Genomic DNA, 23,659 nt, shown 5'->3' with positions numbered 1-23,659 from the left:
CTAGATCTCTCCGTCCATGCCGTAGTAGACGTTGTCTTCACGCCAGCCCCCGCGTCCCTTGCCGATGTGGACGTAGTCGTCGACGAACTCGATCTGGTTGATCCACTTGGCCATCTTGAAACCCACCTGCGTCTCGGCTCGCAGCCGAAGTGGCGCGCCGTGCTGGATCGGCAGCGGCTGGCCGTTCATCGCGTAGGCCAGCAGCATTTGCGGTTTATGGGCCAGTTTCAGGTCGAACACTTCATAGAACTGCCCACCGCCCTCTGAGCTCGGCTCGTCGGTGGTGTTGTTCTGCATGCTCATAAAGCAGATGTAGCGGGCCTGCGGCAGCGGTCGCACCCGGTCCACCAAGACGCCCAGCGGTAGTCCGGTCCATTCGCCGATGGACGTCCACCCCTGCACACAGTTGTGCAGCACCCGCTGAGTCCGCGGTTCGCCCAGCGCGCGCAGCTCGGCCAGATCCAGTGTCACCGGTTGCTCCACCAGCCCACCGACCCGGAGGCGCCAGTCGACGAAGTCGTGCACCGCCATCACCTTGTAGTACTCCGCGGTGGGCGGCTTGCCGTTGACCCGGTGCTGCGGCGAGAGCATGCGCGCCGGATAGTCCTGCCGAGAGTTCAACCGGCGCAGCAGTCCCTTGCGGGGCACGCTGATCACCGCACCGAGCACCCGCCGCACCGATGCCGGGCTGCGGTGACTCCACACCGTCGCGGCGACGTGCACGGCGATGATCGCCGCGATGATGAGCAGCGACAGCGCGGTCGCCCAGTACAAGTTGCGCACCGACCCGAAGATCATCAGAGCCGTGAGGCGGCCCCAGCCCCAGAAGAACAGCATCGACAGGTGGATCGCGATGAACACCACAAACGCCAGCAGCCCGAGGAAATGCAGGCTGCGGGCGGTCTGCCGGCCACCGAACAGCCGGACATACCAAGGAAAGCGGGCCTCGATCGCCGGTGACTGCGCGGCGCCGGTGAGGATCTGAAACGGCGCCAGGACGAAGATCACGCCGGCGTAGGTCAGTTTCTGGATGGCGTCCAGCGGCTCACCCGGCAGCAGCGGCGGCAGGTTGAAACTGAGGTAGGTGACGATGTCGTTCCAGGCCTCGGAGAAGATCGACCAGGAGTACGGCCAGTAGCGATGCCACTGGCCGGTGGCGAAAAGCAGGATGTAGTAAGACAATCCGACCAGAATCCAGCCGATGACGGCGGCGAAGTGCCAATGCCGGCCGATACCCAGCTGGGAGCGGCCCGGCAGCGCGATCAGCGGGTGGTAATCCTCTTCCTCATCCAGGGTGTCGTAGAGCTTGTCGGTGGTCATCACCTTGCGGGTGAACCGGGCCCACTCCGTGCCGGGCGCGCTGTCGTCGTGCCAGTAGAGCTTCGCATGGGTGGACAAGATCTCGAAGCCGCTGCGCAACAACAGGGTCAGGAACAACACGTTGAGCCAGTGGTCGATGCGGAGCCAGAGCGGAAAGTCGAGGGCCATCAGTCCCTCCAGGCCCTGCGCTGCCCGAACGCCACATTGACCCCGATCAGCACCGTCAGGTGCAGCCCGAGAAAGCCTGCCGCGCAAGCCAGTGCGAGGCTGCCCGGAGCCAGATCCCACCGACCGGTCAGGGCCTCAAGGCCCGGCAGGCTCACCCACCGGCTGATCAGATAGCCGATCCCGAAAGCCGTGCAGACGAGGCTGCCGGCCAGCCAGCCCAGCCGCGGCACGATGTCGTCGACGTCGATCCAGGTGACGGCCGCCGCAACGACGCAGCCGATCATCACCGCGACGCAGTACACCCGGAAATAGCCGGGCGCACCGGCGGCCGTCGCCAGCAGATAGCCGTGCGTCGCCGCCAGACCCAGCAGCGCAAGATCGACGAGCAGGGTGACCGTGCGCGGCAGGTTGAACGCGATAGGAATCACGGGTGCTTGCGTACCTCGATCCGGCCGTCGACGTCGCGGCATTGCAGAGCCGGCTGGGCACCGGTCGCCGGCCCGCGTAGCAACGCTCCGTCGCGGATGTCGAACCGTGAGCCGTGGCACGAGCACGTCACCACGGTGCCGTCGAGTTGTCCCTCGCTCAGCAGGCAGCCGCGGTGCCCGCACCGGTCATGGATGGCGAAGAGGTGTCCGTCGACGCGGACCAGTAGCACGGGCGTGCCGTCGGCATCGGCCGAATGCAGTTGTCGCTCGGCCAGTTCGGCGTTCGCGAGCACCGGCGTCCAGTCCTCGGGCCCCGGATCGAACACGGTCTGGTTGACTCCGACTCCCCGGGAGTAGGCCAGGTGGCCGCCGAGATAGCCTCCCGCACTCAAGGCGGCGGCGCCACCGAGTCCGAGCAGCGCCGCGCGGAGCCGCCGGCCGCGCCTTCGGTTGACCAACGACGCGCAGTACATCAGCAACGCGGCGGAGTTGGCTCCGGCGTGCACCAAACCGACCCGGCGGGACGCTTCGTCGGACAGCTCGGTGTCAGCCCAGTCGCTGATGCCGGTGAGGGCCGTCGGGGCGAACGCGGCGATACCCACCGCGGTCAGCCGGTTGGCCGCTGCCGCACCGGTCCGCGGCGCCAGCAGGTCCAGCAGCAAAGCCGACAGGAATGACCCGATCACCACGTCGGTGAGCGGTGGATGTGCGGGGTGCCCGAGGCCGGTCCCGCTTATGAGGTCTTTGAGCCTGCCCTGCCCGGTCAGCCCGCGCACCTTGGCGGCAATCGTCTGCGCCGGACCGTCCAGGGCGCCGGCTTGCTCCAGCATCTTGGTCAGCCGCCGGTCGGGCGCGGTGGTGGTCGGCGTCATGGGCACCTCCGGGGCCTGAAGAGACGTCACTGCTGGGTGATCTGCTGGGCTTTCGCGTAGGCCAATTGCAGGAAATCCGCGCCGGCCAGCGCGGTGAAGGTGCCGGCGACCAGCCGGGTCAGCCGGGGCGCGAACACCAGGCCGGCGGTGAATGCGGTCACCGCCCACATGTCCACGCAGAACGGACACGTCAACAGCTCCCCCAGGCTGTGGCGCAGCTGGTTGGACCGGCGGGTCTCCTCCATCACCTCGGCCGGGCCGCCAGAGCCGGCATAGTGCGCGAACGGCGCCCGCAGCGGACTGGTCACCGCGTCCTTGGTCAGCGTTCGGGACAGTTTGTGCGCACCGACGGTCACCGTCAGCAGATCGCCGGCCGCCCAGCGCTGCGGCAGCCGGCGGCCGGTGGCCGCGGCGGCCACGGTAACCGCCGCGACCAACCCGCCGTACACCAGCAGCACCATCGCGTATCCCCCCAGCGGCCGCGGGTTGTCGCCGCGGTACGCGTCGGCTTCCCGCTTGGCCGCATCGGCGATGGTGTTACCGGCTTCGGTCGACTGAGACATCGCTTTTTAGTACTTGTCGCAGGTCTTCGCGATGGGCCCGACCATGTTGACGAACTGCGCCGCCTCGGGAACGCCTTGAGCCTGCTGCAGCATCTCCTCGCGCTGCGGCGCCGGCGAGGCGAGGAAGTTCTGAAGGAACGACTTCGCCATCGGCGTCGCCTCGAATTGCGCTGCGGTTTCCGGTGATTGCGCGTTCATCGCCGCGACCACCTGGGAGTAGCTGCAGGTGGTGTTGACCGCCGGGTCCTGGCCAGGGTCCGCCGCCGCGGCCCCGGCCGCCGACAAAGCCAGCGCCACGCCGCCGGCAGCGGCAGCAAGCCTGGTCAAAGACGTTGTGATCATTGATTCTCCCCTTCGACTTCTGTGCCGTCGGCGACGGTACCGACGTAGGCTTGCCGTTTTCGCACAAGCTAAACCACGGTTTGCCGAGAAGCGGTTGTGGGTATCGAACGCATTGCTGTGATTACTCGGATACTCGCCGCGGCCGGCCTGGCGGGCGGCACGCTGCTGTCGTTGCCCGCCGGGGACGCCGACGCCTTCGACTGCCCCGACATCGAAGTGGTGTTCGCCCGCGGCACCGCCGAACCGCCCGGGGTGGGATGGATGGGTCAGCAGTTCATCGACGCACTGCGGTGGCGGGTCGGCGGCCGCCCGGTCGGGGTCTACCCGGTCAACTTCCCGGCCGTGCCCGAATTCGGCCCGACCATCGCCGGGGTCGCCGACGCCGCCGGCCACATCACCGACATGGCGGCGGGCTGCCCGCAGACCGCGCTGGTGCTCGGCGGGTATTCCCGGGGCGCGGCGCTCATCGGCTACCTCACCGAACCCGCGCCGCCCGCCGACGGGTTCCCGCCACCGTTGTCGCCCGACGCGGCCGGCCGGGTCGCCGCCGTCGCGTTGCTCGGCAGACCATCCGCGGCGTTCCTGAACTCCCTCGCCGCCCCGCCCCTGACGATCGGGCCCGAGTTTGCCGCCAAAACGATCGACTTGTGCGCTCCGGGCGACCCGATCTGCTCGGCGGGCGCCGACGGCGCCGCGCACGCGGCGTACGCGGCCAACGGGATGACAGCACTAGCAGCGGATTTCGCGGTCGAACGTCTCACACCGCCCGAGCCGGATCCGCGGACATGAACCCCGGGCCGCCACTGCTGGAACGGTTTCCGCCACAGGTGCTGCGGCAGTACGCGCTGATCGCCGATGGCGAGCGCGGGATCGTGGTGGGGCCGCGCGGCGACCTCTGCTGGATGTGCCTGCCGCGCTGGGACAGCCCCGCGGTGTTCAGCTCACTGCTCGGCGGCGCCGGCGTTTACGCCGTCACCCCGGAGTTGCGCTACGTGTGGGGCGGCCAATACGAGGAGCGGTCGCTGATCTGGCGTTCCCGCTGGGTCACCACCGACGGCATCGTCGAGTGCCGCGAGGCGCTGGCTTTCCCCGGCGACCCGCACACCGCGGTGGTGCTGCGCCGCATCCGGGCGCTCGACCGTCCGGTGCGGGTGCAGGTGGCGCTGCAGGTTCGGACCGACTTCGGCGCCACCGCCATGTCGGGGCTGTCCTGCCGGGACGCCGTGTGGACCGGCCGATCGGGCCCGCTGCGATTCCGGTGGTCGGGTGCCGAGCAGGCGCGCCGGCCCGGCGACGGATCGCTGCAGATGGTGCTCGACGTCGAACCGGGCCGCGACCACGACTTGGTGCTCGAGCTGTCCGACCGCGAACTGCCGGACCGGCCGGTCGACGCCGCGCAGGCCTGGGTCGCCACCGAAACCGCCTGGGGCGAAGCGGTTCCCGAGTTCACCGGCACGCTGGCCGACGTCGACGTCGGGCTGGCCTACGCGGTGTTGCGCGGCATGACCAGCACCGGCGGCGGGATGGTGGCGGCGGCGACGATGTCGTTGCCGGAGCGGGCCAAGGCCGGCCGCAACTACGACTATCGCTACTGCTGGATTCGCGACCAGTGCTACACCGGGCAGGCGATCGCCGCCGCCGGGGCGCATCCCCTGTTGGATGACGCCGTCCGGTTCGTCACCGAGCGGGTCCTGGCCGACGGACCCGACCTGCGACCGGCTTACTGCGTCGACGCAGGCGCCCCGCCGCCCGAAGAAGATCTGCCGCTGCCGGGCTACCCGGGCGCCGCGGTCAAAACCGGCAATTGGGTGCGCGGGCAGTTTCAGCTCGACAACTTCGGGGAGGCGCTGCTGCTGCTGGCCGCCGCCGCCGGACTGGACCGGCTGGACAGCACCCATTGGCGTGCGGTGCACACCCTGGTGGACGCGATCGAAGCCCGTGGTGCCGAGCCCGATGCCGGGGTGTGGGAGCTCGAAGACCGGCGCTGGGCGCATTCCCGGCTGATGTGCGCGGCCGGGCTGCGCCGCATCGCCGGCGTGGCATCGCTTTCCGAAGGTGCACGCTGGAATCAGCTGGCCGACAAACTGGTCGCCGATACCAGCAACGACTGCCTGCACCGCGACGGCAGATGGCAACGCGCACCTGATGACTCGGGGATCGACGCGGCCCTGCTGCTGCCGGGCCTGCGAGGGGCCGTGCCCCTCGACGATCCCCGCACGGTGGCCACCCTGGCCGCGGTGCGCCATGACCTGACCCGGGACGGCTTCGTCTACCGCTACCGGCCCGACCACCGCGAACTCGGCGAGGCCGAAGGAGCCTTCCTGTTGTGCAATTTCGCGATGGCACTGGCAGATCACCAGCAGGGCAATGATCTTGCCGCACTGCAGTGGTTCGAACGGGGCCGTACCGCGTGCGGCCCGCCCGGCCTGCTCACCGAGGAGTACGACGTCGGCCAGCGGCAGTTGCGCGGCAACCTGCCGCAGGCGTTCGCGCACGCGCTGCTGTTCGAGGCCGCGCACCTGCTGGCCGCCAACGTAACTACTTGAGTGATCGCGGCGAGTTACGGCTTGAGCAGGATCTTCACCGCGCCGTCGCGCTTCTCCTGGAAGATCTGGTAGCCGTGCGGCGCCTCTTCCAGCGGCAGTTCGTGGGTGGCGAAGGTGTCGACCCCCAGCGGGTCGTTGTCGGTGAGCAGCGGCATCAACCGCTCGACGCGCGGTTTGACGTTCGCCTGTCCCATCCGCAGCTGAATCTGCTTGTCGAACAAGGTGAACATCGGCAGCGGATCCAACTTGCCACCGTAGACGCCGATGACCGACACCGTTCCGCCGCGGCGCACGATGTCGATCGCCGAGTACAGCGCCGCGAGCCGGTCGATGCCGGCCTTGCTGATCAACGGTCCGGCGACGGCGTCGGGCAACAACGAGCTGAGCTGTTGCACCGCCTTGGCGCCGCCGGAGCCGTGCGCCTCCATACCGACGGCGTCGATCACCGCGTCGGTTCCACGCCCGTCGGTGCGGTCGCGGATCACCTCACCAAGCTCGGATGCCTCACGCAGGTCGATGGTTTCGATTCCCCGCCGGGCCAGCCGACCCAGCCGCTCGGGCACCAGGTCCACCCCGATCACCCGGGCGCCCTGATGGGCGGCGATGCGGGCCGCCATGTCGCCGATCGGCCCGAGTCCCAGCACGGTCACCGACCCGCCGTCGGGTATCGCGGCGTAGTCCACCGCCTGCAGGGCGGTAGGCAGCACGTCGGACAGATACACGAAGCGTGAATCCGGCGGCCCCTCAGGCACTTTGATGTGGGTGTAGTGCGCCTGCGGCACCCGCAGGTACTGCGCCTGTGCGCCCGGAACCTGGCCGTAGAGTTTGGAATAGCCGAACAGGGCGGCCCCGGTGTCCTGCTCGCGCACCCGGGTGGTGTCGCACTGGGTCGGCAGCCCCTGACGGCACATCCAGCAGTGCCCGCACGCGATCTGGAACGGGATGACCACCCGGTCCCCCGCCTTGAGATTGCTCACTCCGCGCCCGACCTCGGCGACGACGCCCATCGGTTCGTGGCCGAGGATGTCGCCGGCGTCCATGAACGCCCCGAGCACCTCGTAGAGGTGCAGGTCGGATCCGCAGATGTTGGTGGTCGTCACTTCGATGATGGCGTCGGTCGGCTTCTCGATGACCGGATCGGGCACGGTGTCGACTTGGACTTTGCGCTTGCCCTGCCATGTCACTGCCCGCATCGGGTCGCCTCCGTCGTGTCGTGAGAACACCGCCCGGCTACCCGCCGGCATCCCGGCGCAAACGCGTCGACGGCGGCTGGCGCGCTTGACCGGAACGCTCACCCGCACCGACGTGGCGGAGCGCGATGCCGGCAAGCTTGGTGACCGGCGAGGCGGCTACCACCTGGCGGTCGCCGCGCATGAGCGCATCGAAACCCTGCTCGGCCACATCAGCCGGACTTTCGGTGAGATGGCGGGCCATAAAGGTGTTCTCCATGCCTGCTCGGCGAAAGAACGCGGTGTCGGTTGCGCCGGGCATCAGACTCGTCACGGTCACACCGGTGTTGCGCAATTCGTCGCGCAAAGCGGCGGCGAACGACTGGATAAACGCCTTGGATGCGACGTAGACGGCCTGATAGGACCCGGGCATCATCGACACGATCGAGGAGGTGAACAACACCTTCCCGGCGTTTCTACGCTCCATGTCGCGCAACACGAACTTGGCCAGCAACACCGCGCCACGGACGTTGAGATCGACGACGGACAGCTCGTCGTCAAGGTCGCTGTCGACGAAGTTCGGGCTCGAGCCGACGCCGGCGTTGAGGGCCGCGATGTCGAGGGGTCGGCCCTGATCGGCGACGCGCCGATACAGTTGCTCCACCCCTGCCCGGGTCCGCAAGTCGACTTGCACCGGCACAACGTCGGCACCCACTCTGGACAGCCGGTCGGCTGCTGCTTGGATGCCGTCGTCTTCGGCCGCAATCACAAGGTCATAGCCGTGCCGGGCGAACTGCACGGCCAGTGCATAGCCGATTCCGCTGGAGGCACCGGTGATCGACGCGAGTCCCATGAGCTGTGGTTACCTCCGCGACTAGGGCGCGCCGTCGAGGTGGCGGCCAGAGACCAACTCCGCCAGCGTCTCGATCTCTTCCAGGGTGGGCTCCAGGCCGTCACGTCGGCTGTCAGCCACCGCGTTGAGCACTACCAGCCGCTGACCGGTGGGCAGGCTGTCCCACAACCGATCCAGCTCCTGCCACTGTTCGGCGGAGGCGTCTTCTAGACGCGTGTCATCCACGGCTGACAACTCCTACTCACAACTGCACGTTCGGTTTGAGCCCCGGACGCCCACGTCCAGCCGGGCATTGACCCGAGTCCCGGACGCTCTCGTCCCGCCGGATCGGGGTGCTGCTAGCAGTTATGCAGGCGAAGCGACTGCGCTGCACTCGATGCGGGTCTACCCCGCTCACCGGCGCGTCAACCAATTCTCTTACCGATTGCCCGGCGCGCATTTCGGGTACCCGCGACCGTGCCAGTTCTCGCTAGGAAAGCCCATGCCGATGACAGAACGCGGTGACGAACCGATTGATCACAAGACCTCGTTGGAGGACACGGTCGACCGACTCGACGCGAAAGCCGCCGAAGAATACGAATCCGCAACCAAATCGGAAGAGAGTCCCAAGCGCGGCTCGCCGGACGAGCCGCCGGACTAGGCGCGCGAAAACCGCTGCTCGTGACGTCGGCACGTTTCGCCGGCGTGTTACCGGGTAACTGATCGGCCATGACGTCGTTGTGGCTCGCCGATCGGATCGCGACATCACCGGCTTCCGGCACCGCCGAAGATCTGCCCGGTTCCGCCGACGTCGTGGTGGCGGGCGCCGGGATCACCGGGCTGATGACCGCGGTTCTACTGGCCCGGGCGGGCCGCGAGGTGCTGGTGCTCGAGGCCCGGACCGTGGGTGCCTGCGCGACCGGCAACACCACCGCCAAGATCAGCCTGCTGCAGGCCACCCAGCTGTCGACGATCTCGGCCAAGCAGGGCAAGCAGCTGGCCGCTGCCTATCTGGAGGGCAACCGCGCCGGCCAGGACTGGATGCTGTCGTTCTGCGCGTCGACGGGGGTCGCGGTGCAGCGTGAGGACGCCTACAGCTTCGCCCAGTCCGAAGGCGGGGTGGCGGCCGCGCGCGCCGAGTATGAGGCCTGCCGCGCGGTCGATCTACCGGTGACCTGGGAGGCGCAGGCCGAGGTGCCGTTCCCGTATCACGGCGGCGTCCGGCTGGCCGACCAGGCACAGTTCGACCCGATGCCGTTTCTGGACGCCCTGCGCGCCGAGTTGCTCGCCAGCGGTGGGCAACTGGTGGAACATGCTCGGGTGCAAAGCGTTTCCGGTGGGCGCGACGGTCTGCGAATAAGCGTCGACGGTGCGCGGGTGCACGCCGAAGTGAAGGCCACCCAACTGGTGTTGGCCACCGGCATCCCGGTCCTGGACCGCGGCGGATACTTCGCCCGGGTCAAACCCAGCCGGTCATACTGCATGGCGTTCGAGGTGCCCGGTGAGATCACCCGCCCGATGATGATCTCCACCGATTCACCGACACGGTCGCTGCGCTACGCCCCGGTCACCGGCGCCGAGCGGCTGCTGGTGGGCGGGGCCGGACACACCGTCGGTCGCGCCAAGCACCCAGGCGATGCGCTGGCCGAACTCGAGTCCTGGACGATCCGGCACTTCCCGGGCGCGACCCGCACGCACCTGTGGTCGGCGCAGGACTACGCGCCCATCGACGAGCTGCCCTATGTCGGCCCCATCCTTCCCGACAGCGACACCATCTACGTGGCAACGGGTTTCAACAAATGGGGCATGACCAACGGGGCGGCCGCGGCACTGGCGTTGTCGGGCCGGATGTTGGGGAGGCGTCCGAAATGGGACCGGGCGTTCGCCAGTTGGAGCACCCGCGAGCTGCGCGGGCTGTCCACGGCGATGACGGCCAATCTCGAAGTCGGCTTCAATCTGGCGAAGGGCTGGATCGCCCCGACGGCCCACATCGGCAGCCACGGTCTGGGCCACGACGCGCCCGGCGTGGTCAGCGGCCCCCCGTGGCGCCTGCAGGCCCAGTGCCGGGTGGACGGCGTCGAGCACCGGGTGTCACCGGTGTGCCCGCACCTCGGCGGCATCGTCAACTGGAACGACGCCGACAAGGCCTGGGAGTGCCCGCTGCACGGGTCGCGCTTCGCCCCCGACGGCACCCTGCTGGAAGGCCCCGCCACCCGGGGCCTGACCCGCGGCGGCTGACACGACGAGGTGAGCGGTGTGCATCATCGACGATGACATGCGCTCGATCGTGGCGAGCGCCAAGCTGGCCTTTGTCGCCACCGTCTGCGAGGACGGTTCACCGAACCTGTCGCCGAAGGAGTCGCTGCTGGTCTACGGCGACGAACACCTGGTGTTCATGCACATGGCGTCGCCGACCACCGTGGCCGACCTGCGCCGCGATCCGCGCATAGAGGTGAACGTGGTCGACTTCCTCAAGCGCCGCGGGTATCGCTTCACCGGCACCGCGCAACTGCGCCCGCCCGGCGACGAGGTCTACGAGTGGCTGCGGCAGTGGGTGACCGCCACCTATGGCCCACGGTTCCCCTGCCGGGAGGCGGTGCTGATCCGGGTGGAACGCGCGCTGCCGATCGCCTCACCGGTCTATCTGTTCGGCGATGCCCACGAGACCGACCTCATCCGGACGTGGTCGGGCCGCTACGGGCTGCGATGACCGTCACGGTGGTCGGGCAGATCGGGCGCGATCTGGTGCTGCGCAGCGCCGGCTTGCCTGCGGCCGGCGGATCGACCCGGGTCGTGCAGCGCCGGGAACTGTTGGGCGGCAAGGGCGCCAACCAGGCCGTGGGCCTAGCCCAGCTGGGCGTGCCGGTGGCCCTGATCGGAGTGGTCGGCGACGACGACGCCGGAACGGCGGTGCGCGAGCAGGCAGCCCGCGACGGGGTCGATGTCAGCGGGGTGATCGAGCGTGGCGAGACCGCACTGCTGGTCGACCTCGTCGACGAGCCGGGCAGCCGCAGGCTTTTCGAGCATATTCCGGAAAGCTCGCTGCTGACCCCGGCCGACGTGCAGAGGTGCGAGGCACTGATCGCTCGGTCGGCCATGGTGTCGCTGCAGCTGCAGCAGCCCGCCGAGGCGGTGCTGGCGGCCGCCCGGACGGCACGGCGGCACGGCGCGCAGGTGGTGGCCGACGGCAACCCGCCGGCCGAGGCGCGAGACGAATTGCTGTGTCACATCGACGTGTTGCGCGCCGATGCCGACGAGACGGCGCTGCTCGCCGGGGAACCGGTCACCTCCCCGGCGGCGGCGCGGGCGCTGGCCGGACGCCTGCTGGAAGCCGGGCCGCGGCTGGCCGCGGCGGCCGCGGCCGCCTGCGTGGCACATCTGGGTGGGCGCCCGCACCTGGCGGGCCTGGCCGGGCCGGGCGTTTCCGGCTCGGTGTCGCCGGGTACTGCGCAGTGATGGGATTCCATGTCACAGAAGTACAGAAGTGCCTGGCGGGTTTCGACTACCCGGGCACGGCGGCGCAGCTCGCTGACCACGCCGCAGACAACGGGGCCGATTCGAAGCTGGTCGACACCCTGCGGGCCTTGAAGAAAGACAGCTTCGACGGACCGGATGCGGTGATGTCGTCGCTGTCCGCCCAAAACGCGCTGGGCGGGTGAGCGGCGGGCTACTGCAACTGATCGCGCAGTTTCGCCAGCGATTTGGCCAGCAGACGTGACACGTGCATCTGCGAGATGCCGACCCGTTCGGCGATCTGGGTCTGGGTCATCGATTCGAAGAACCGCAGCACCAGCACCGTACGTTCCCGCTCGGGAAGCGCATTGAGCAAGGGCCGCAACGCCTCTCGATCCTCGATCCGGTCCATCCCGGCGTCGCTGTCGCCGAGGGTGTCGGCGATCGAACGGACATCGTCCTCGTCGGAGCTGCCGCCGCTGTCGATGGACAAGGTGTTGTAGGAACTGCCCGCCACCAGACCTTCGACCACCTCTTCGCGGCTCAACTCCAGATCACGGGCCAGTTCGGAGGCGGTCGGCGCCCGGCCCAGGCGCTGAGACAGGTCCGCGGTGGCTGCCCCGAGCCGCAGGTGCAGCTCCTTGAGGCGCCGGGGCACCTTGACCGACCAGCTGTTGTCCCGGAAATGCCGGCGGACTTCGCCCATGATCGTCGGGACCGCGAATGAGACGAAATCCGAGCCGGTTTCGACGTCGAAGCGGGTTACGGCGTTGACCAGACCGACCCGGGCAACCTGGACCAGGTCATCGCGCAGCTCGCCGCGTCCCTCGAAGCGGCGGGCGATGTGGTCGGCCAGTGGTAGGCACCGCTCCACGATCTTGTCCTTGCGGGTACGGAAGTCGGCGGTGTCGGCGTCGTACTTCGCGAGCTCGCGGAACATGTCGCCGACATCGGAGTACTCCGACCCTGATTGTGAACCGCTACCGGCGGCGCGCGGGCTCACGTCCTGGTTTCCGCCCGCCGGGTCGTCAATGTCACTCCGAATACCTCACCGGCGCCGTCGGACTGCGGGCCCTCACGGAACGTCTGCACGTCATCCACGAGCGAGGTGAGTACGTGCCAGCTGAAGCTGCCCGGGGTCAGCACGTCCGCGCCGTCGCCGGCGGCCGACGCCTGGATCGTCACGGCGTCGTCCTGCGGGTCGATGACGACCTTCAGCGTCGCGCCCGCGGCCGCGCAGCGGATCAGCTGCGTGCACAGCTCATCGATCGCCAGCCGCAGGTCGGCCACCGTATCGACGTTGAGATCCTCGTAGGTCGCGATCGCACCGACCAGCATGCGCACCACGGCCAGACTCTCCAGCCTGGGCGTCACCCGCAATTCGACGGCTCGCTCGCTGCACGACCGTGAGGTCCGGTCGCTGTGGATGTCGGTCATAGAGCCTCCCGGCGATGTCGGACCGAGACTACCGCTGCGCACAGTTGGACGATTCACGCCGTCAGGACCGCATAGTGGGCCGCCGAGAGGTTAGTCACGCGCACTTTGTACCCGGTCGCCGGGCAACTCAATCATCGATTTCGGCAGCAGCAACAAACGGCCCGGCCGGAAACCGGCCGGGCCGCTCGAGGTCTGCTGCAGAAATCAGCTGGCAGGACGCTGCCGCGGCAGCTCCGGGTGCGCTTGGTGCCACTCCTGGTTCACCTTGCCGATCCGCCGGTGCTCGAACAGCAGCCACAGCCCGCCCAGCGCGGCGGCGAGCACCGCGAACGCCGCCACGGCCGCGCCCTGGCGGTCGTTGCCGGTGGCGAAGGCGGTGAGCGAGCCGGCCCCGGCGACCATGCTGACCACCAGCAGGCTGTAACCCGGCCAACCCATGACGTCGATCACGGCACGGCCGGCATGCGGCCGGGTCGTCCGGACATGGTCAACGGGGTCATGAAACGTGTCACCCATTGCTGCTTCCTTTCGTGAATCGTCCGGCCAATCCGGAGGCCGCGCCGGGACGCCTGTCGGTGGTGTGATGGCGAACCTGTCCGCTACCAAAACCAGCGTAGGGCGATGTGATCTAGATTACGCGCGGCTTACAGGAGGTTCACAGCGACACGGCAGCGATACCGATGCAAAGAGCTCTGATCAGGCCGTACCGCTGACCGGCCCGGCGCTCATAATCAGTACGAGAAGCATCAACGACAGCAGAAACCAGCCGGCGCCCTGCCATCCCCACCAGGTCCCCCGCGCCCGCCACACCCGGTAGGTCCGCAGGAAGGCCCGCACTCCGCCGGCGGCGAAGATCGCCGGCCCGCCCGCGGCCAGCACGGCCCGGTATGGCCTGCCGCACGCCACGGTTTCGGCAGCCGCGTCACAGGAGCTGGCCCACCACGCCGCCAGCAAGACGAACGCCACCCCGACGGCGGTGATCACACCGGCAAACCTGATCGCCGAGCGAACCTCATCGTCTTCTTGGCCCAGCCGGTCGCCACCGGGACGCGGTTGCATGCCGTGTTCCATGCCTCCCACCGTCCGCGCTGATCGGCTCTGGGTCAAGGCGTTTCGACGTTTGGACGGGCGGGCGCGGGGGAAGCCTTGGGGGTGTGGCGGGCCTACAGAAGCACCGGGCCTGCCACGTCCACGAAATCCAGGGAGGGATTTTATGTCTGACGACAAGAAGAGCGGCCCCGAAGAAGGCATCCGCGGCACGGTCGAGGGAGTCAAGGGCAAGGCCAAGGAAGCCGTCGGCACTGTGATCGGCAACGACGAGATGGCCCGCGAGGGCGAGGCGCAGCAGGACAAGGGCGAAGCGCAGCGTGATGCCGCCAAGCGCGAGGCCGAGGCCGAATCGGCTCGGGCCGGCGCGGATGCGGCCGAGGCGCGCCAACAGTCCCACCAGTAGCCCGATGGAGGATAGGCCCGGCCCGCCGCGCGGGCCGGGCCTGTCGCTGTGCGGTTACCCGCGCCACGTAGCGGGTAATAGTGCGGTAATAGGCACCGACGGGTAGCCCGAGGGTGGGAGCCAGGCGATGGACGTTCTGTTACTGACCGACCGGGACGAGTTCGAACAGTCCCTGTCGGCGCTACGCGTCTTCGGGCACTCGGTTGCTCGCGGGCCGCTGGCCATCGCCACCCGGGCCGACTGCCACAGCGCCACAGCCGTGTTGGTGGACGGGTGTACCGATCTGACGGCCTCCCGCACGACCTGTCTGCGGCTGTGCAGCTGGGAGCCGTCGGCCGCCGTGCTGGTCGTGGTGAGCGCCGAGGACTTCGTCGCGGTGGACCTCGACTGGCAGGTCGACGATGTTCTGGTATCGACCGCGGGGCCGGCCGAGGCGCATGCGCGACTGCGGTTGGCGCTGGCACGCCGACGCGAATCGCTTCACAGCGCAGTGCAATTCGGTGACCTCGTCATCCACCCCGACAGCTACACCGCGTCGCTGTCGAACCGCGAGCTCGACCTCACCCTCACCGAGTTCAAGCTGCTCAACTTTCTGGTGCAGCACGCGGGCCACGCGTTCACGCGCACCAGGCTGCTGCGCGAGGTCTGGGGTGGTGAGGGCAGCCGCCGCAAGGTCGACGTCCACGTCCAGCGGCTGCGCGCCAAGCTCGGCGCCGACCACGAGTCGATCGTCGACACCGTGCGCGGCGTCGGCTACATGACACCGGAGTCACCTCAACCGCAACCGCAATGGGCTATCGCCAATTGAAGCCGATTGACGCCACCTGAAACCACCTGAAGCCGACCGAGAGCGCCGAGGACATGACAGAACAACCCCAAGTGGATCCCGAGACCAACACCACCGCCGACGACACCCTGCCGCCGGCCGAGGCCACCGATTCCGACGAGCTGCGCAACGACGACGGCGATGCGACCGTCACGCCCCCGGACGACTGGCAGCCGGTCGACGAGTCGGTCCACGAGTCACTCGACGACAAACTGGCCGCCGAGCAACCCGACGTCGGCGTCGACCAGGGCCTCCACGAATCGACCGGCGGCGGGCGGCATCGCGCTCAAGTCTCCGGCAGCCCCGAAGACGGCGAGTCGTACTACAACGTCGAGAAGTGAGCCAGGCCGCCAGGGGCCGGACGCCATCAGAAGATCCAGACCAGCACGACCAGGTCGGCCGCCAGCAGGGTCCAGCCGCACGCCCAGACCGCGATCCCCCGGCGGTGCGTCGTGGCAAAGAAGAACGCGAGAAACAGCGTAGTCGCCGCTACGGCGGCCGCTCCGTGGTAGAGCAGGCCGAACAGCGACCCGTTCGTCCGCAGAGCGGTGCCCGCCACCCGGGACAGCGCGAATCCCATCAACAGCACCGCGGCCGGTGCGGTCAGCAGCGACAGCGCCCAGTTGATCCAGGTCCAGTCGCGCGGCGGCGCTTCCAGGGCCAACGCCCCCGGCGGCGCCGGTGTCGCATCGGCGAATATCGGCAGTACCGTCGCCGTCCGGTCGTCGAGCATGGTCATGCTGGCCCCCCAGTCCCCGCCACCACAGGGTCGCGGAATACCCGCCGCGGGCGTGCGCAAAACCGCACCGCCCGGCAGCGCGGCCGCGAAATTGGCACCATGGCGGGGTGAGCCGCGAACCCGCCACCCCGCTGGCCCGGTTCTCAGCGCTGACCCGGGACTGGTTCACCGGCACCTTCACCGCGCCCACCACCGCCCAGGAGCAGGCCTGGTCGGCGATCGCCGACGGGCACAACACGCTGGTCGTCGCGCCGACCGGTTCCGGCAAGACGCTGGCGGCGTTCCTGTGGGCGCTGGACCGGCTGGCCGCAGAGCCGGGCCTGATGGCTGCGGGCACCCGGGTGCTCTACGTGTCGCCGCTCAAGGCGCTGGCGGTCGACGTGGAGCGCAACCTGCGCACCCCGCTGGCCGGCATCGGCCGCATCGCGGCGCACCGCGGCCTGCCCGCGCCGGCCATCACCGTCGGGGTCCGGTCCGGCGACACGTCCGCGGCCCGGCGCCGTGAGCTCGTCGCCAAGCCCCCCGACATCCTGATCACCACCCCCGAATCGCTGTTTTTGATGCTGACGTCGGCGGCACGGGAGGCCCTGACCGGGGTGCAGACCGTGATCGTCGACGAGGTGCACGCGGTGGCCGGGACCAAACGCGGCAGCCACCTGGCGTTGTCGCTGGAGCGCCTCGATGCGATGCTGGCCTCCCCGGCGCAGCGCATCGGGCTCAGCGCCACCGTGCGTCCCGCCGAGGAGGTCGCCCGGTTCCTGTCCGGGCAGTCCCCGACCCGGATCGTGGCGCCGCCGGCGGCCAAGACGTTCGAGCTGACGGTGCAGGTGCCGGTGCCCGATATGGCCAGCCCCGCTGAGGGCACCATCTGGCCGCAGGTCGAAGAGCGCATCGTCGACCTGATCGAGGCGCATCACTCCTCGATCGTGTTCGCCAACTCGCGGCGGCTGTCCGAGCGACTGACCGCGCGGCTCAACGAGATTCACGCCGAACGCTGCGATGACCCGGCTGCGCCGGTGTTGGCGCGGGCCCATCACGGGTCGGTGTCCAAGGAGACCCGCGCCGCCGTCGAGGAAGACCTCAAAAGCGGGCGGTTGCGCGCGGTGGTGGCGACCTCGAGCCTGGAATTGGGCATCGACATGGGCTCGGTCGACCTGGTCGTCCAGATCGAGGCGCCGCCGTCGGTGGCCAGCGGCCTGCAGCGCATCGGGCGAGCCGGGCATCAGGTCGGCGAAATCTCGCGGGGCGTTTTGATCCCCAAACACCGCACCGATCTGATCGGCTGCGCCAACGCGGTGCAGCGGATGCTGGCCGGTCAGATCGAGACGCTGACGGTGCCGGCCAATCCGCTGGACATCCTGGCCCAGCACACGGTGGCCGCCGCGGCGCTGGAGCCGCTGGACGCCGAGGCCTGGTTCGACACGGTGCGGCGGTCCGCCCCGTTCGCGACGTTGCCGCGCAGCGTATTCGAGGCCACCCTGGACCTGCTCTCCGGAAAATACCCGTCGACCGAATTCGTCGAGCTGCGGCCCCGGCTGCTCTATGACCGCGACACCGGCACCCTGACCGGCCGGCCCGGCGCCCAGCGGCTGGCCGTCACCTCCGGGGGCGCCATCCCGGACCGCGGGCTGTTCGCGGTGTATCTGGCCGGGTCCCAAAAGCCCTCGCGGGTAGGCGAACTCGACGAAGAGATGGTCTACGAGTCGCGGCCCGGCGATGTGATCTCGCTGGGCGCCACCAGCTGGCGCATCACCGAGATCACCCACGACCGGGTGCTGGTGGCACCGGCGCCCGGCCAGCCCGGCCGGCTGCCGTTCTGGCACGGCGACGGCGTCGGTCGCCCGGCCGAACTCGGCGCCGCGCTCGGGGCGTTCACCGGCGAGTTGGCCGGACTCGACCGCCCGGCACTCGACAAGCGCTGCGCCGGTTTGGGTTTCGACGACTACGCCGCCGACAATCTGTGGCGGCTGCTCGATGACCAGCGCACCGCCACCGGGACGGTTCCCACCGACACCACGCTGCTGGTGGAGCGGTTCCGCGACGAGCTCGGCGACTGGCGGGTGGTGCTGCACTCCCCCTACGGGCTGCGGGTGCACGGACCGCTGGCGCTGGCGGTGGGCCGGCGGCTGCACGAACGGTACGGCATCGACGAGAAACCGACCGCCTCCGACGACGGCATCGTGGTGCGGTTGCCCGACGCCCTGGACTCCGAGGCGCCCGGAGCCGACCTGTTCGTCTTCGACACGTGCGAGATCGAGCCGATCGTCACCGCCGAGGTGGGCGGCTCGGCGCTGTTCGCCAGCCGGTTCCGCGAATGCGCGGCCCGGGCGCTGCTGTTGCCGCGCCGGCACCCGGGCCGGCGTACCCCGTTGTGGCAGCAACGCCAGCGCGCCGCCCAATTGCTCGATGTGGCCCGCCGATACCCCGCTTTCCCGATCGTGCTGGAGACCGTGCGGGAATGCCTGCAAGACGTCTACGACGTCCCGGCGCTGACCGATCTGATGGCGCGGATCGCGCAGCGCCGGGTGCGGGTGCTGCAGGTCGAGACGGCCACCCCGTCGCCGTTCGCCGCGTCGCTGTTGTTCGGCTACGTCGGGGCGTTCATGTACGAGGGCGACAGTCCGCTGGCCGAGCGGCGCGCGGCGGCACTGTCGCTGGACCCGACCCTGCTGGCGCAACTGCTGGGCCGGGTGGAGCTGCGCGAGTTGCTCGACCCCGACGTCGTTGCCGCCACCGCCCGCCAGTTGCAGCACCTGAGCCCGGAGAAGGCCGCCCGCGACGCCGAGGGGGTGGCGGATCTGCTGCGGCTGCTGGGCCCGCTCACCGGCGAGGAGATCGCAGCCCGGGCCGGCGACCATGATGTGAGCGGTTGGCTGGAGCATCTGCTGGCCGCCCGTCGGGTGCTGGCGGTGTCGTTCGCCGGGCGCAGCTGGTGGATCGCCATCGAGGACATCGGCCGGTTACGCGACGGCATCGGGGTGGCGGTGCCGCCCGGAGTTCCGGCGGGTTTCACCGAGCCGGTCGCCGACCCGCTGGGTGAACTGCTGGGCCGCTTCGCCCGCACCCACGGACCCTTCACCACCGGGCAGGCCGCCGAGCGGTTCGGGCTGGGCACCCGGGTGGCCGCCGATGCGCTGGGCCGGCTGGCCGCCGACGGGCGGGTGGTGCGTGGCGAGTTCGCCGACTTCCCGGACTCCCCGGGCGAGCAGTGGTGCGACGCAGAGGTTCTGCGGATTCTGCGGCGCCGGTCGCTGGCCGCATTGCGCTCGGCGATCGAGCCGGTGTCCCCGGCCGCCTACGCGCGTTTCCTGCCGGCCTGGCAACAGATAGGCGCCCGAGGCACCGCATCCGGTCTTGACGGGCTGGCCGGGGTGATCGAGCAGCTGGCGGGTGTGCCGCTGCCGGCGTCGGCGGTCGAGCCGCTGGTGCTGGGTCCGCGGGTGCGCGACTACTCCCCGGCCATGCTCGACGAGCTGCTGGCCTCCGGGGAGGTGCTGTGGGCAGGCGCCGGCGCCCCGGCCGGTAACGCGCCGGCCGCCGACGGCTGGATCACCTTCCACACCGCGGATTCGGCGCCGTTGACGCTGGCCCCCGGCGCACCGCTCGACTTCAATGACGCACATCGGCAGATCCTGGACGCGCTCGACGGCGGCGGCGCGTTTTTCTTTCGCCAGCTCGGCGAGGGCGCCGGCGAGCCCGAGCTCAAAGCCGCGCTGTGGGAGCTGATCTGGGCGGGCTGGGTCACCGGTGACACCTTCGCCCCGATGCGCGCGGTGCTGGCCGGCACCCGGCGTTCCACCCCGGCCCACCGCACCAAGCGCCCACCCCGGCTGAGCCGCTACAGCGTCGCCCACGCTTCCGCCCGGGCCGCCGACCCGGCGGTCGCCGGACGTTGGTCGAGACTGCGTGCAGCCCAAGAGGATTCCACCGTGCGTGCCCACCACACCGCCGAGCTGCTGCTGCACCGCTACGGCGTGCTGACCCGCGGCGCGGTGGCCGCCGAAGCGGTGCCCGGCGGGTTCGCCACCCTGTACAAGGTGCTCAGCGCGTTCGAAGAGGCCGGGCGCTGCCAGCGCGGCTACTTCATCGAATCACTGGGCGCCGCCCAATTCGCCCTGGCCTCGACCGTGGACCGGCTGCGCGGCTACCTCGACGGCGTCGACCCGGCCCGCCCGGAGTACCACGCGGTGGTGATGGCCGCCGCCGACCCGGCCAACCCGTATGGGGCGGCGTTGAGCTGGCCGGCGCATCCGGGCACCGCCCGGCCGGGCCGCAAGGCGGGCGCGCTGGTGGTGCTCGTCGATGGCGAGCTGGTGTGGTTCGTCGAGCGTGGCGGCCGGTCGCTGCTGAATTTCGGTACCGATGCCGCTGAGGTCCAGCGGGCCGCCGCCGGGGCGCTGGCCGGGCTGATCGCCGAGCGCCGGGTCGACGGGATCCTGGTCGAGCGGGTGGACGGCACCGCGGTGCTGGAGCTGCGTGATTCACCGACGCTGGCCGCGCTGACCGAGGCCGGGTTCTCCCGCACCCCGCGCGGACTGCGGCTGCGCTGATGCCCGAGGGTGACACCGTCTTCCACACCGCCGCCGTGCTCGATGCGGCGCTGACGGGAAAGACGTTGACCCGCTGCGATATCCGGGTGCCCCGCTACGCAGAGGTGTACTTGAGCGGTCAGCGGGTGGACGAAGTGATCAGCCGCGGCAAGCACCTGTTCATCCGCACCGAACGCGCCAGCATCCACTCGCATCTGAAGATGGAGGGCGCCTGGCGGATCGCGGGTGGACCGCTGGACCATCGGGTGCGAATCATTCTGGAGACCGGCCCCGTTCGCGCCCTCGGTATCGACCTGGGGGTGCTGGAGGTGCTCGACCGCGACCGCGACGAGCAGGCCGTCGCGCACCTGGGCCCGGACCTGCTCGGCGCCGACTGGGATCCCGACACCGCCGTGGCCAACCTGATGGCCGACCCGCAACGTCCGCTGGCGGAGGCCTTGCTGGATCAAACCGTGCTGGCCGGGATCGGCAACGTCTACTGCAACGAATTGTGCTTCGTCGCCGGCCGGTTGCCGGGTGCCCCGGTCACCGCCTTGGCGGATCCGGGCCGCGTGGTGGCGCGGGCCCACGACATGCTGTGGGCCAACCGGCTGCGGTGGTCGCGCTGCACCACCGGCGACACCCGTCCGGGCCGGCAGCTGTGGGTGTACGGCCGGGCCGGCAAACCGTGCCGGCGCTGCGGGTCTCCCCTACAGTGCGACCGCACCGGTGAGCGCATCAGCTTCTGGTGCCCCTCGTGTCAGCGGTGATGTCTTCCCTGGTGAGCGTGGATTTGCTCCGGGTGGTTTCGCTGCTCGGGGAAGCCGGGTACCCGCCCTGATGTCCGAAGCAATCGAGCTAAGGAATCGAAAAATGATGAACAACAGACACGCGCTGATCGGCGTGAGCGTGGCCGGGCTGGCCGCCGGCGGAATCGTCGCCGCCGTGGGCCTGTCGCCCCTGGCGGGCGCAACGGAACCCGGTGCCGCCACGCAGGTCACCAGCTTCTTACCCCAAGCGCCGCCGCCGCCCGGACCGCCGGGGCCTCCCGGACCCCCGGGACCCCCCGGACCTCCCGGTAACGTCGGCCCGCCTGGCGGACCGGGCGCCATCGGCCCGCCCGGGGCACCGGGCGCCGTCGGACCTCCTGGCGGACCGGGTGCCGTCGGACCTCCTGGCGGACCGGGCGCCATCGGCCCGCCCGGAGCGCCGGGTGCCGTCGGGCCTCCTGGCGGACCCGGTGCCCCTGGACCGGTCGGGCCTCCGGGCGGACCGGTCGGGCCTCCCGGCGCTCCGGGTCCCGTCGGCCCCGCGGGTGGCCCGGGCGCTCCCGGACCAGTCGGCCCCCCGGGACCTCCAGGGCCCTGACCGCCCACCGAAGCCGGCCAGCATTGCCGCTGGCCGGCTTTCGGCCGTCGGAAGACCGGCCTCACTCGGGCAGCGAAAAGCTCGCCGACGGCGCTGGGCGCCCTCGACGAGCCGATCGCGACGTTCTTAGTGTCGGTGACCGATCACGGCCAGCCGCCGCAGCCCACACCGGGCAGGCAGCCGCCGCCACCGCCGGGGCCGCCCCAGCCGGTGGGTCCGCCCGGAATCTGGCCACCACCGCCGCCGGGGCCACCGCCACCGGTCGGGCCGCCGGGAATCTGGCCGCCGCCGCCACCGGGGCCACCGCCACCGGTCGGACCGCCGGGAATCTGGCCGCCGCCGCCACCGGGACCGCCGCCACCGGTCGGGCCGCCGGGCTCGCCAGGTTCGCCGGGCGCGCCGGGTGCCGGCTCCATCGGCGTGGTCTCCATCGTGGTGGTCATCTCGATCGTGGTGGTGGTGGTCGTGCTGGTCGGGGTTTCTTCTTTAGTTCCGCTACAACCCGCTGCCACCAGCGCCGCTGCGCTGCCGAGCACTGCGATCGCCATCCTGCTTTGTGCGTTCATCAGAATGAGACTCCCCTCTGGTTTGTCGTGCCTTCCTGTACCCGGCAGGATCAGGGCTGAAACGCGCGGCCGCTGACGAAGCGCCGCAGGCACCCGGTGAACGGGTCCTCGAACTCGAGCTGGTGCGCCAGCAGCCGCAGCGGGGTGGAGAAGTCGTCGGGGGCGACCTCGATGACGTCGGGGTACAGCGGATCACCGTCGATCGGCAGTCCCAGCGCGGCCAGGTGCACCCGCAACTGGTGGGTGCGGCCGGTGCGCGGGATCAGCCGGTAGCAGCCGTTACCCAGCGCTTCGACCAGCGTTTCCGCGTTGGGCTCGCCGGGTTCCTCGCGGGCCTGCAGGCAGCCGCGCCGTTTGACGATCCGGCTGCGCACCAGCCGCGGGAACTCCCCCTGCGACGGCGCCGACGAGCGGGCCAGGTATTGCTTGCGCACCGCGCCGCGGGCGAACAGCGTCTGGTAAGGCCCGCGCAGCTCGCGGCGGGTGGTGAACAGCAAGATCCCGGCGGTGAGCCGGTCCAGCCGGTGCGCCGGGCTCAGCTCGGGAAGGTCCAGCTCACGGCGCAGCCGCACCAGCGCGGTCTGGGCCACGTGACGCCCCCGCGGCATGGTCGCCAGAAAGTGCGGCTTGTCGACCACCACCAGGTCGCGGTCGCGGTACAGCACCGGGATGTCGAAGGGCACCGGCACCTCGTCGGGCAGCTCGCGGTACCAGAAGATAGCGGCTCCGGCCGGCAGCACCGTCGTCTCATCGACCACGGCGCCGTCAGCGGTCAGCACTTCCCCGGCGGTGACCTTGGCCGCGGCGGCCGGGCCGAACCGGTCGCGCAGCTCGGCGGCCACCGGCCCGCCATGTAGCCGCAGCCGGGCCGGGCCCAGGCCGTCGCGCACCGGAAGCGGTGCGGTACGCCTGGTACGGGTCATCGCGGGGGCTTTCTCAGGATGTGTCGTCACGTCCAGGCGAGTCTATCCGGTGGACCCCATTCTTCACTGTAACCACTTGTGTCACTGTGGTTTTGGTTGTGGACGAGTTCTGCGACTGTCGGTGG

The 23,659-nt window shown here is 70.0% G+C and carries 27 protein-coding genes; 12 read left to right on the top strand and 15 right to left on the bottom strand.

From position 1 onward, the window contains the following. The 5 genes from AC5Y31_RS18530 to AC5Y31_RS18510 are packed head-to-tail and all read right to left on the bottom strand — an operon-like array spanning window position 1 to window position 3,693. Window positions 1-1,491, bottom strand: a complete 1,491-nt coding sequence (locus AC5Y31_RS18530; RefSeq protein WP_499982116.1) for a molybdopterin-dependent oxidoreductase — start codon at window positions 1,489-1,491, stop codon at window positions 1-3. Next, window positions 1,488-1,916 (bottom strand): oxidoreductase, encoded by a 429-nt coding sequence (locus AC5Y31_RS18525; protein ID WP_499982058.1) that lies wholly within the window; start codon window positions 1,914-1,916, stop codon window positions 1,488-1,490. The genes AC5Y31_RS18530 and AC5Y31_RS18525 overlap by 4 nt, the downstream gene beginning before the upstream one ends. Beyond that, the gene (locus AC5Y31_RS18520) at window positions 1,913-2,788 is read right to left on the bottom strand and encodes a Rieske 2Fe-2S domain-containing protein (RefSeq protein WP_301634093.1); all 876 of its coding nucleotides are present in this window, start codon (window positions 2,786-2,788) and stop codon (window positions 1,913-1,915) included. The genes AC5Y31_RS18525 and AC5Y31_RS18520 overlap by 4 nt, the downstream gene beginning before the upstream one ends. A gap of 26 nt (window positions 2,789-2,814) precedes the next feature. Continuing rightward, window positions 2,815-3,351, bottom strand: a complete 537-nt coding sequence (locus AC5Y31_RS18515) for a DUF1360 domain-containing protein (protein WP_301634091.1) — start codon at window positions 3,349-3,351, stop codon at window positions 2,815-2,817. Window positions 3,352-3,357: 6 nt separating this feature from the next. After that, a complete protein-coding gene (locus AC5Y31_RS18510; protein WP_065026241.1) occupies window positions 3,358-3,693 on the bottom strand; it encodes a hemophore-related protein in 336 nt (111 codons plus the stop codon). A 117-nt stretch (window positions 3,694-3,810) separates the two neighbouring features. Between AC5Y31_RS18510 and AC5Y31_RS18505 the strand changes: the two genes are divergently transcribed. Beyond that, on the top strand, window positions 3,811-4,482 hold the full coding sequence (locus AC5Y31_RS18505) for a cutinase family protein (protein WP_499982057.1): 672 nt from the start codon (window positions 3,811-3,813) through the stop codon (window positions 4,480-4,482). Then, window positions 4,479-6,239 carry a glycoside hydrolase family 15 protein gene (locus AC5Y31_RS18500; RefSeq protein ID WP_499982055.1) on the top strand — a complete coding sequence of 587 codons (1,761 nt, stop codon included), beginning with the start codon at window positions 4,479-4,481 and terminating at the stop codon, window positions 6,237-6,239. The genes AC5Y31_RS18505 and AC5Y31_RS18500 overlap by 4 nt, the downstream gene beginning before the upstream one ends. Before the next feature lie 14 nt (window positions 6,240-6,253). Here the strand turns inward: AC5Y31_RS18500 and AC5Y31_RS18495 are convergent, their stop codons facing one another. The 3 genes from AC5Y31_RS18495 to AC5Y31_RS18485 are packed head-to-tail and all read right to left on the bottom strand — an operon-like array spanning window position 6,254 to window position 8,486. Next, window positions 6,254-7,432 carry an alcohol dehydrogenase catalytic domain-containing protein gene (locus tag AC5Y31_RS18495; protein WP_499982054.1) on the bottom strand — a complete coding sequence of 393 codons (1,179 nt, stop codon included), beginning with the start codon at window positions 7,430-7,432 and terminating at the stop codon, window positions 6,254-6,256. Between the two features lie 37 nt (window positions 7,433-7,469). Further along, window positions 7,470-8,261 carry an SDR family NAD(P)-dependent oxidoreductase gene (locus AC5Y31_RS18490; RefSeq protein ID WP_499982052.1) on the bottom strand — a complete coding sequence of 264 codons (792 nt, stop codon included), beginning with the start codon at window positions 8,259-8,261 and terminating at the stop codon, window positions 7,470-7,472. 21 nt (window positions 8,262-8,282) lie between these two features. Next, window positions 8,283-8,486, bottom strand: coding sequence for a hypothetical protein (locus AC5Y31_RS18485; protein WP_499982051.1), 204 nt, complete (start codon window positions 8,484-8,486; stop codon window positions 8,283-8,285). A gap of 256 nt (window positions 8,487-8,742) precedes the next feature. On the opposite strand from AC5Y31_RS18485, the gene AC5Y31_RS18480 reads away from it, so the two are divergent. The 5 genes from AC5Y31_RS18480 to AC5Y31_RS18460 all read left to right on the top strand — a co-directional run bounded on the left by AC5Y31_RS18480 (window position 8,743) and on the right by AC5Y31_RS18460 (window position 11,899). Then, entirely contained in the window at window positions 8,743-8,901 is a 159-nt protein-coding gene (locus AC5Y31_RS18480) for a hypothetical protein (protein WP_499982050.1), read from the top strand. A 68-nt stretch (window positions 8,902-8,969) separates the two neighbouring features. Next, window positions 8,970-10,478 (top strand): FAD-dependent oxidoreductase, encoded by a 1,509-nt coding sequence (locus AC5Y31_RS18475; RefSeq protein WP_499982048.1) that lies wholly within the window; start codon window positions 8,970-8,972, stop codon window positions 10,476-10,478. A gap of 16 nt (window positions 10,479-10,494) precedes the next feature. Beyond that, window positions 10,495-10,950, top strand: coding sequence for a pyridoxamine 5'-phosphate oxidase family protein (locus AC5Y31_RS18470; RefSeq protein ID WP_499982047.1), 456 nt, complete (start codon window positions 10,495-10,497; stop codon window positions 10,948-10,950). Further along, a complete protein-coding gene (locus AC5Y31_RS18465; RefSeq protein WP_499982046.1) occupies window positions 10,947-11,696 on the top strand; it encodes a PfkB family carbohydrate kinase in 750 nt (249 codons plus the stop codon). Before AC5Y31_RS18470 ends, AC5Y31_RS18465 begins: the two co-directional genes overlap by 4 nt. Further along, window positions 11,696-11,899, top strand: a complete 204-nt coding sequence (locus AC5Y31_RS18460) for a DUF2795 domain-containing protein (RefSeq protein WP_065026246.1) — start codon at window positions 11,696-11,698, stop codon at window positions 11,897-11,899. Before AC5Y31_RS18465 ends, AC5Y31_RS18460 begins: the two co-directional genes overlap by 1 nt. Before the next feature lie 8 nt (window positions 11,900-11,907). Here AC5Y31_RS18460 and AC5Y31_RS18455 read toward each other — a convergent pair whose 3' ends face one another. From AC5Y31_RS18455 to AC5Y31_RS18440, 4 genes are all read right to left on the bottom strand, one after another. Next, a complete protein-coding gene (locus AC5Y31_RS18455) occupies window positions 11,908-12,696 on the bottom strand; it encodes an RNA polymerase sigma factor SigF (RefSeq protein ID WP_065026247.1) in 789 nt (262 codons plus the stop codon). After that, window positions 12,693-13,130, bottom strand: coding sequence for an ATP-binding protein (locus AC5Y31_RS18450; protein WP_065026248.1), 438 nt, complete (start codon window positions 13,128-13,130; stop codon window positions 12,693-12,695). The genes AC5Y31_RS18455 and AC5Y31_RS18450 overlap by 4 nt, the downstream gene beginning before the upstream one ends. A 204-nt stretch (window positions 13,131-13,334) precedes the next feature. Then, window positions 13,335-13,646 (bottom strand): protein UsfY, encoded by a 312-nt coding sequence (gene usfY, locus AC5Y31_RS18445; protein WP_499982044.1) that lies wholly within the window; start codon window positions 13,644-13,646, stop codon window positions 13,335-13,337. Between the two features lie 180 nt (window positions 13,647-13,826). Beyond that, window positions 13,827-14,189, bottom strand: a complete 363-nt coding sequence (locus tag AC5Y31_RS18440) for a hypothetical protein (protein ID WP_499982043.1) — start codon at window positions 14,187-14,189, stop codon at window positions 13,827-13,829. A 154-nt stretch (window positions 14,190-14,343) separates the two neighbouring features. On the opposite strand from AC5Y31_RS18440, the gene mbp1 reads away from it, so the two are divergent. From mbp1 to AC5Y31_RS18425, 3 genes are all read left to right on the top strand, one after another. Next, entirely contained in the window at window positions 14,344-14,583 is a 240-nt protein-coding gene (gene mbp1 / locus AC5Y31_RS18435; RefSeq protein WP_065026250.1) for a microaggregate-binding protein 1, read from the top strand. 127 nt (window positions 14,584-14,710) lie between these two features. Beyond that, entirely contained in the window at window positions 14,711-15,391 is a 681-nt protein-coding gene (locus AC5Y31_RS18430; protein ID WP_499982041.1) for a winged helix-turn-helix domain-containing protein, read from the top strand. A 53-nt stretch (window positions 15,392-15,444) separates the two neighbouring features. Beyond that, window positions 15,445-15,750, top strand: coding sequence for a hypothetical protein (locus tag AC5Y31_RS18425; protein WP_065026252.1), 306 nt, complete (start codon window positions 15,445-15,447; stop codon window positions 15,748-15,750). A 26-nt stretch (window positions 15,751-15,776) separates the two neighbouring features. Here AC5Y31_RS18425 and AC5Y31_RS18420 read toward each other — a convergent pair whose 3' ends face one another. Further along, window positions 15,777-16,148: a hypothetical protein gene (locus AC5Y31_RS18420; RefSeq protein WP_065026253.1), complete on the bottom strand. Its 372-nt coding sequence runs from the start codon at window positions 16,146-16,148 to the stop codon at window positions 15,777-15,779. Window positions 16,149-16,255: 107 nt separating this feature from the next. Between AC5Y31_RS18420 and AC5Y31_RS18415 the strand changes: the two genes are divergently transcribed. Both AC5Y31_RS18415 and nei2 read left to right on the top strand, forming a co-directional pair. Next, on the top strand, window positions 16,256-20,698 hold the full coding sequence (locus tag AC5Y31_RS18415) for an ATP-dependent helicase (RefSeq protein WP_499982039.1): 4,443 nt from the start codon (window positions 16,256-16,258) through the stop codon (window positions 20,696-20,698). After that, window positions 20,698-21,447 (top strand): endonuclease VIII Nei2, encoded by a 750-nt coding sequence (nei2, locus tag AC5Y31_RS18410; protein WP_499982038.1) that lies wholly within the window; start codon window positions 20,698-20,700, stop codon window positions 21,445-21,447. Before AC5Y31_RS18415 ends, nei2 begins: the two co-directional genes overlap by 1 nt. 741 nt (window positions 21,448-22,188) lie before the next feature. Here nei2 and AC5Y31_RS18405 read toward each other — a convergent pair. Further along, window positions 22,189-22,611, bottom strand: coding sequence for a hypothetical protein (locus tag AC5Y31_RS18405; RefSeq protein ID WP_499982036.1), 423 nt, complete (start codon window positions 22,609-22,611; stop codon window positions 22,189-22,191). 50 nt (window positions 22,612-22,661) lie between these two features. Continuing rightward, window positions 22,662-23,534 (bottom strand): pseudouridine synthase, encoded by an 873-nt coding sequence (locus AC5Y31_RS18400; protein ID WP_499982114.1) that lies wholly within the window; start codon window positions 23,532-23,534, stop codon window positions 22,662-22,664. Between the last annotated feature and the right edge of the window lie 125 nt (window positions 23,535-23,659).

It is taken from the genome of Mycobacterium sp. NGS18 (assembly GCF_059813185.1).
This window is presented reverse-complemented; position numbering and strand designations above follow the sequence as displayed.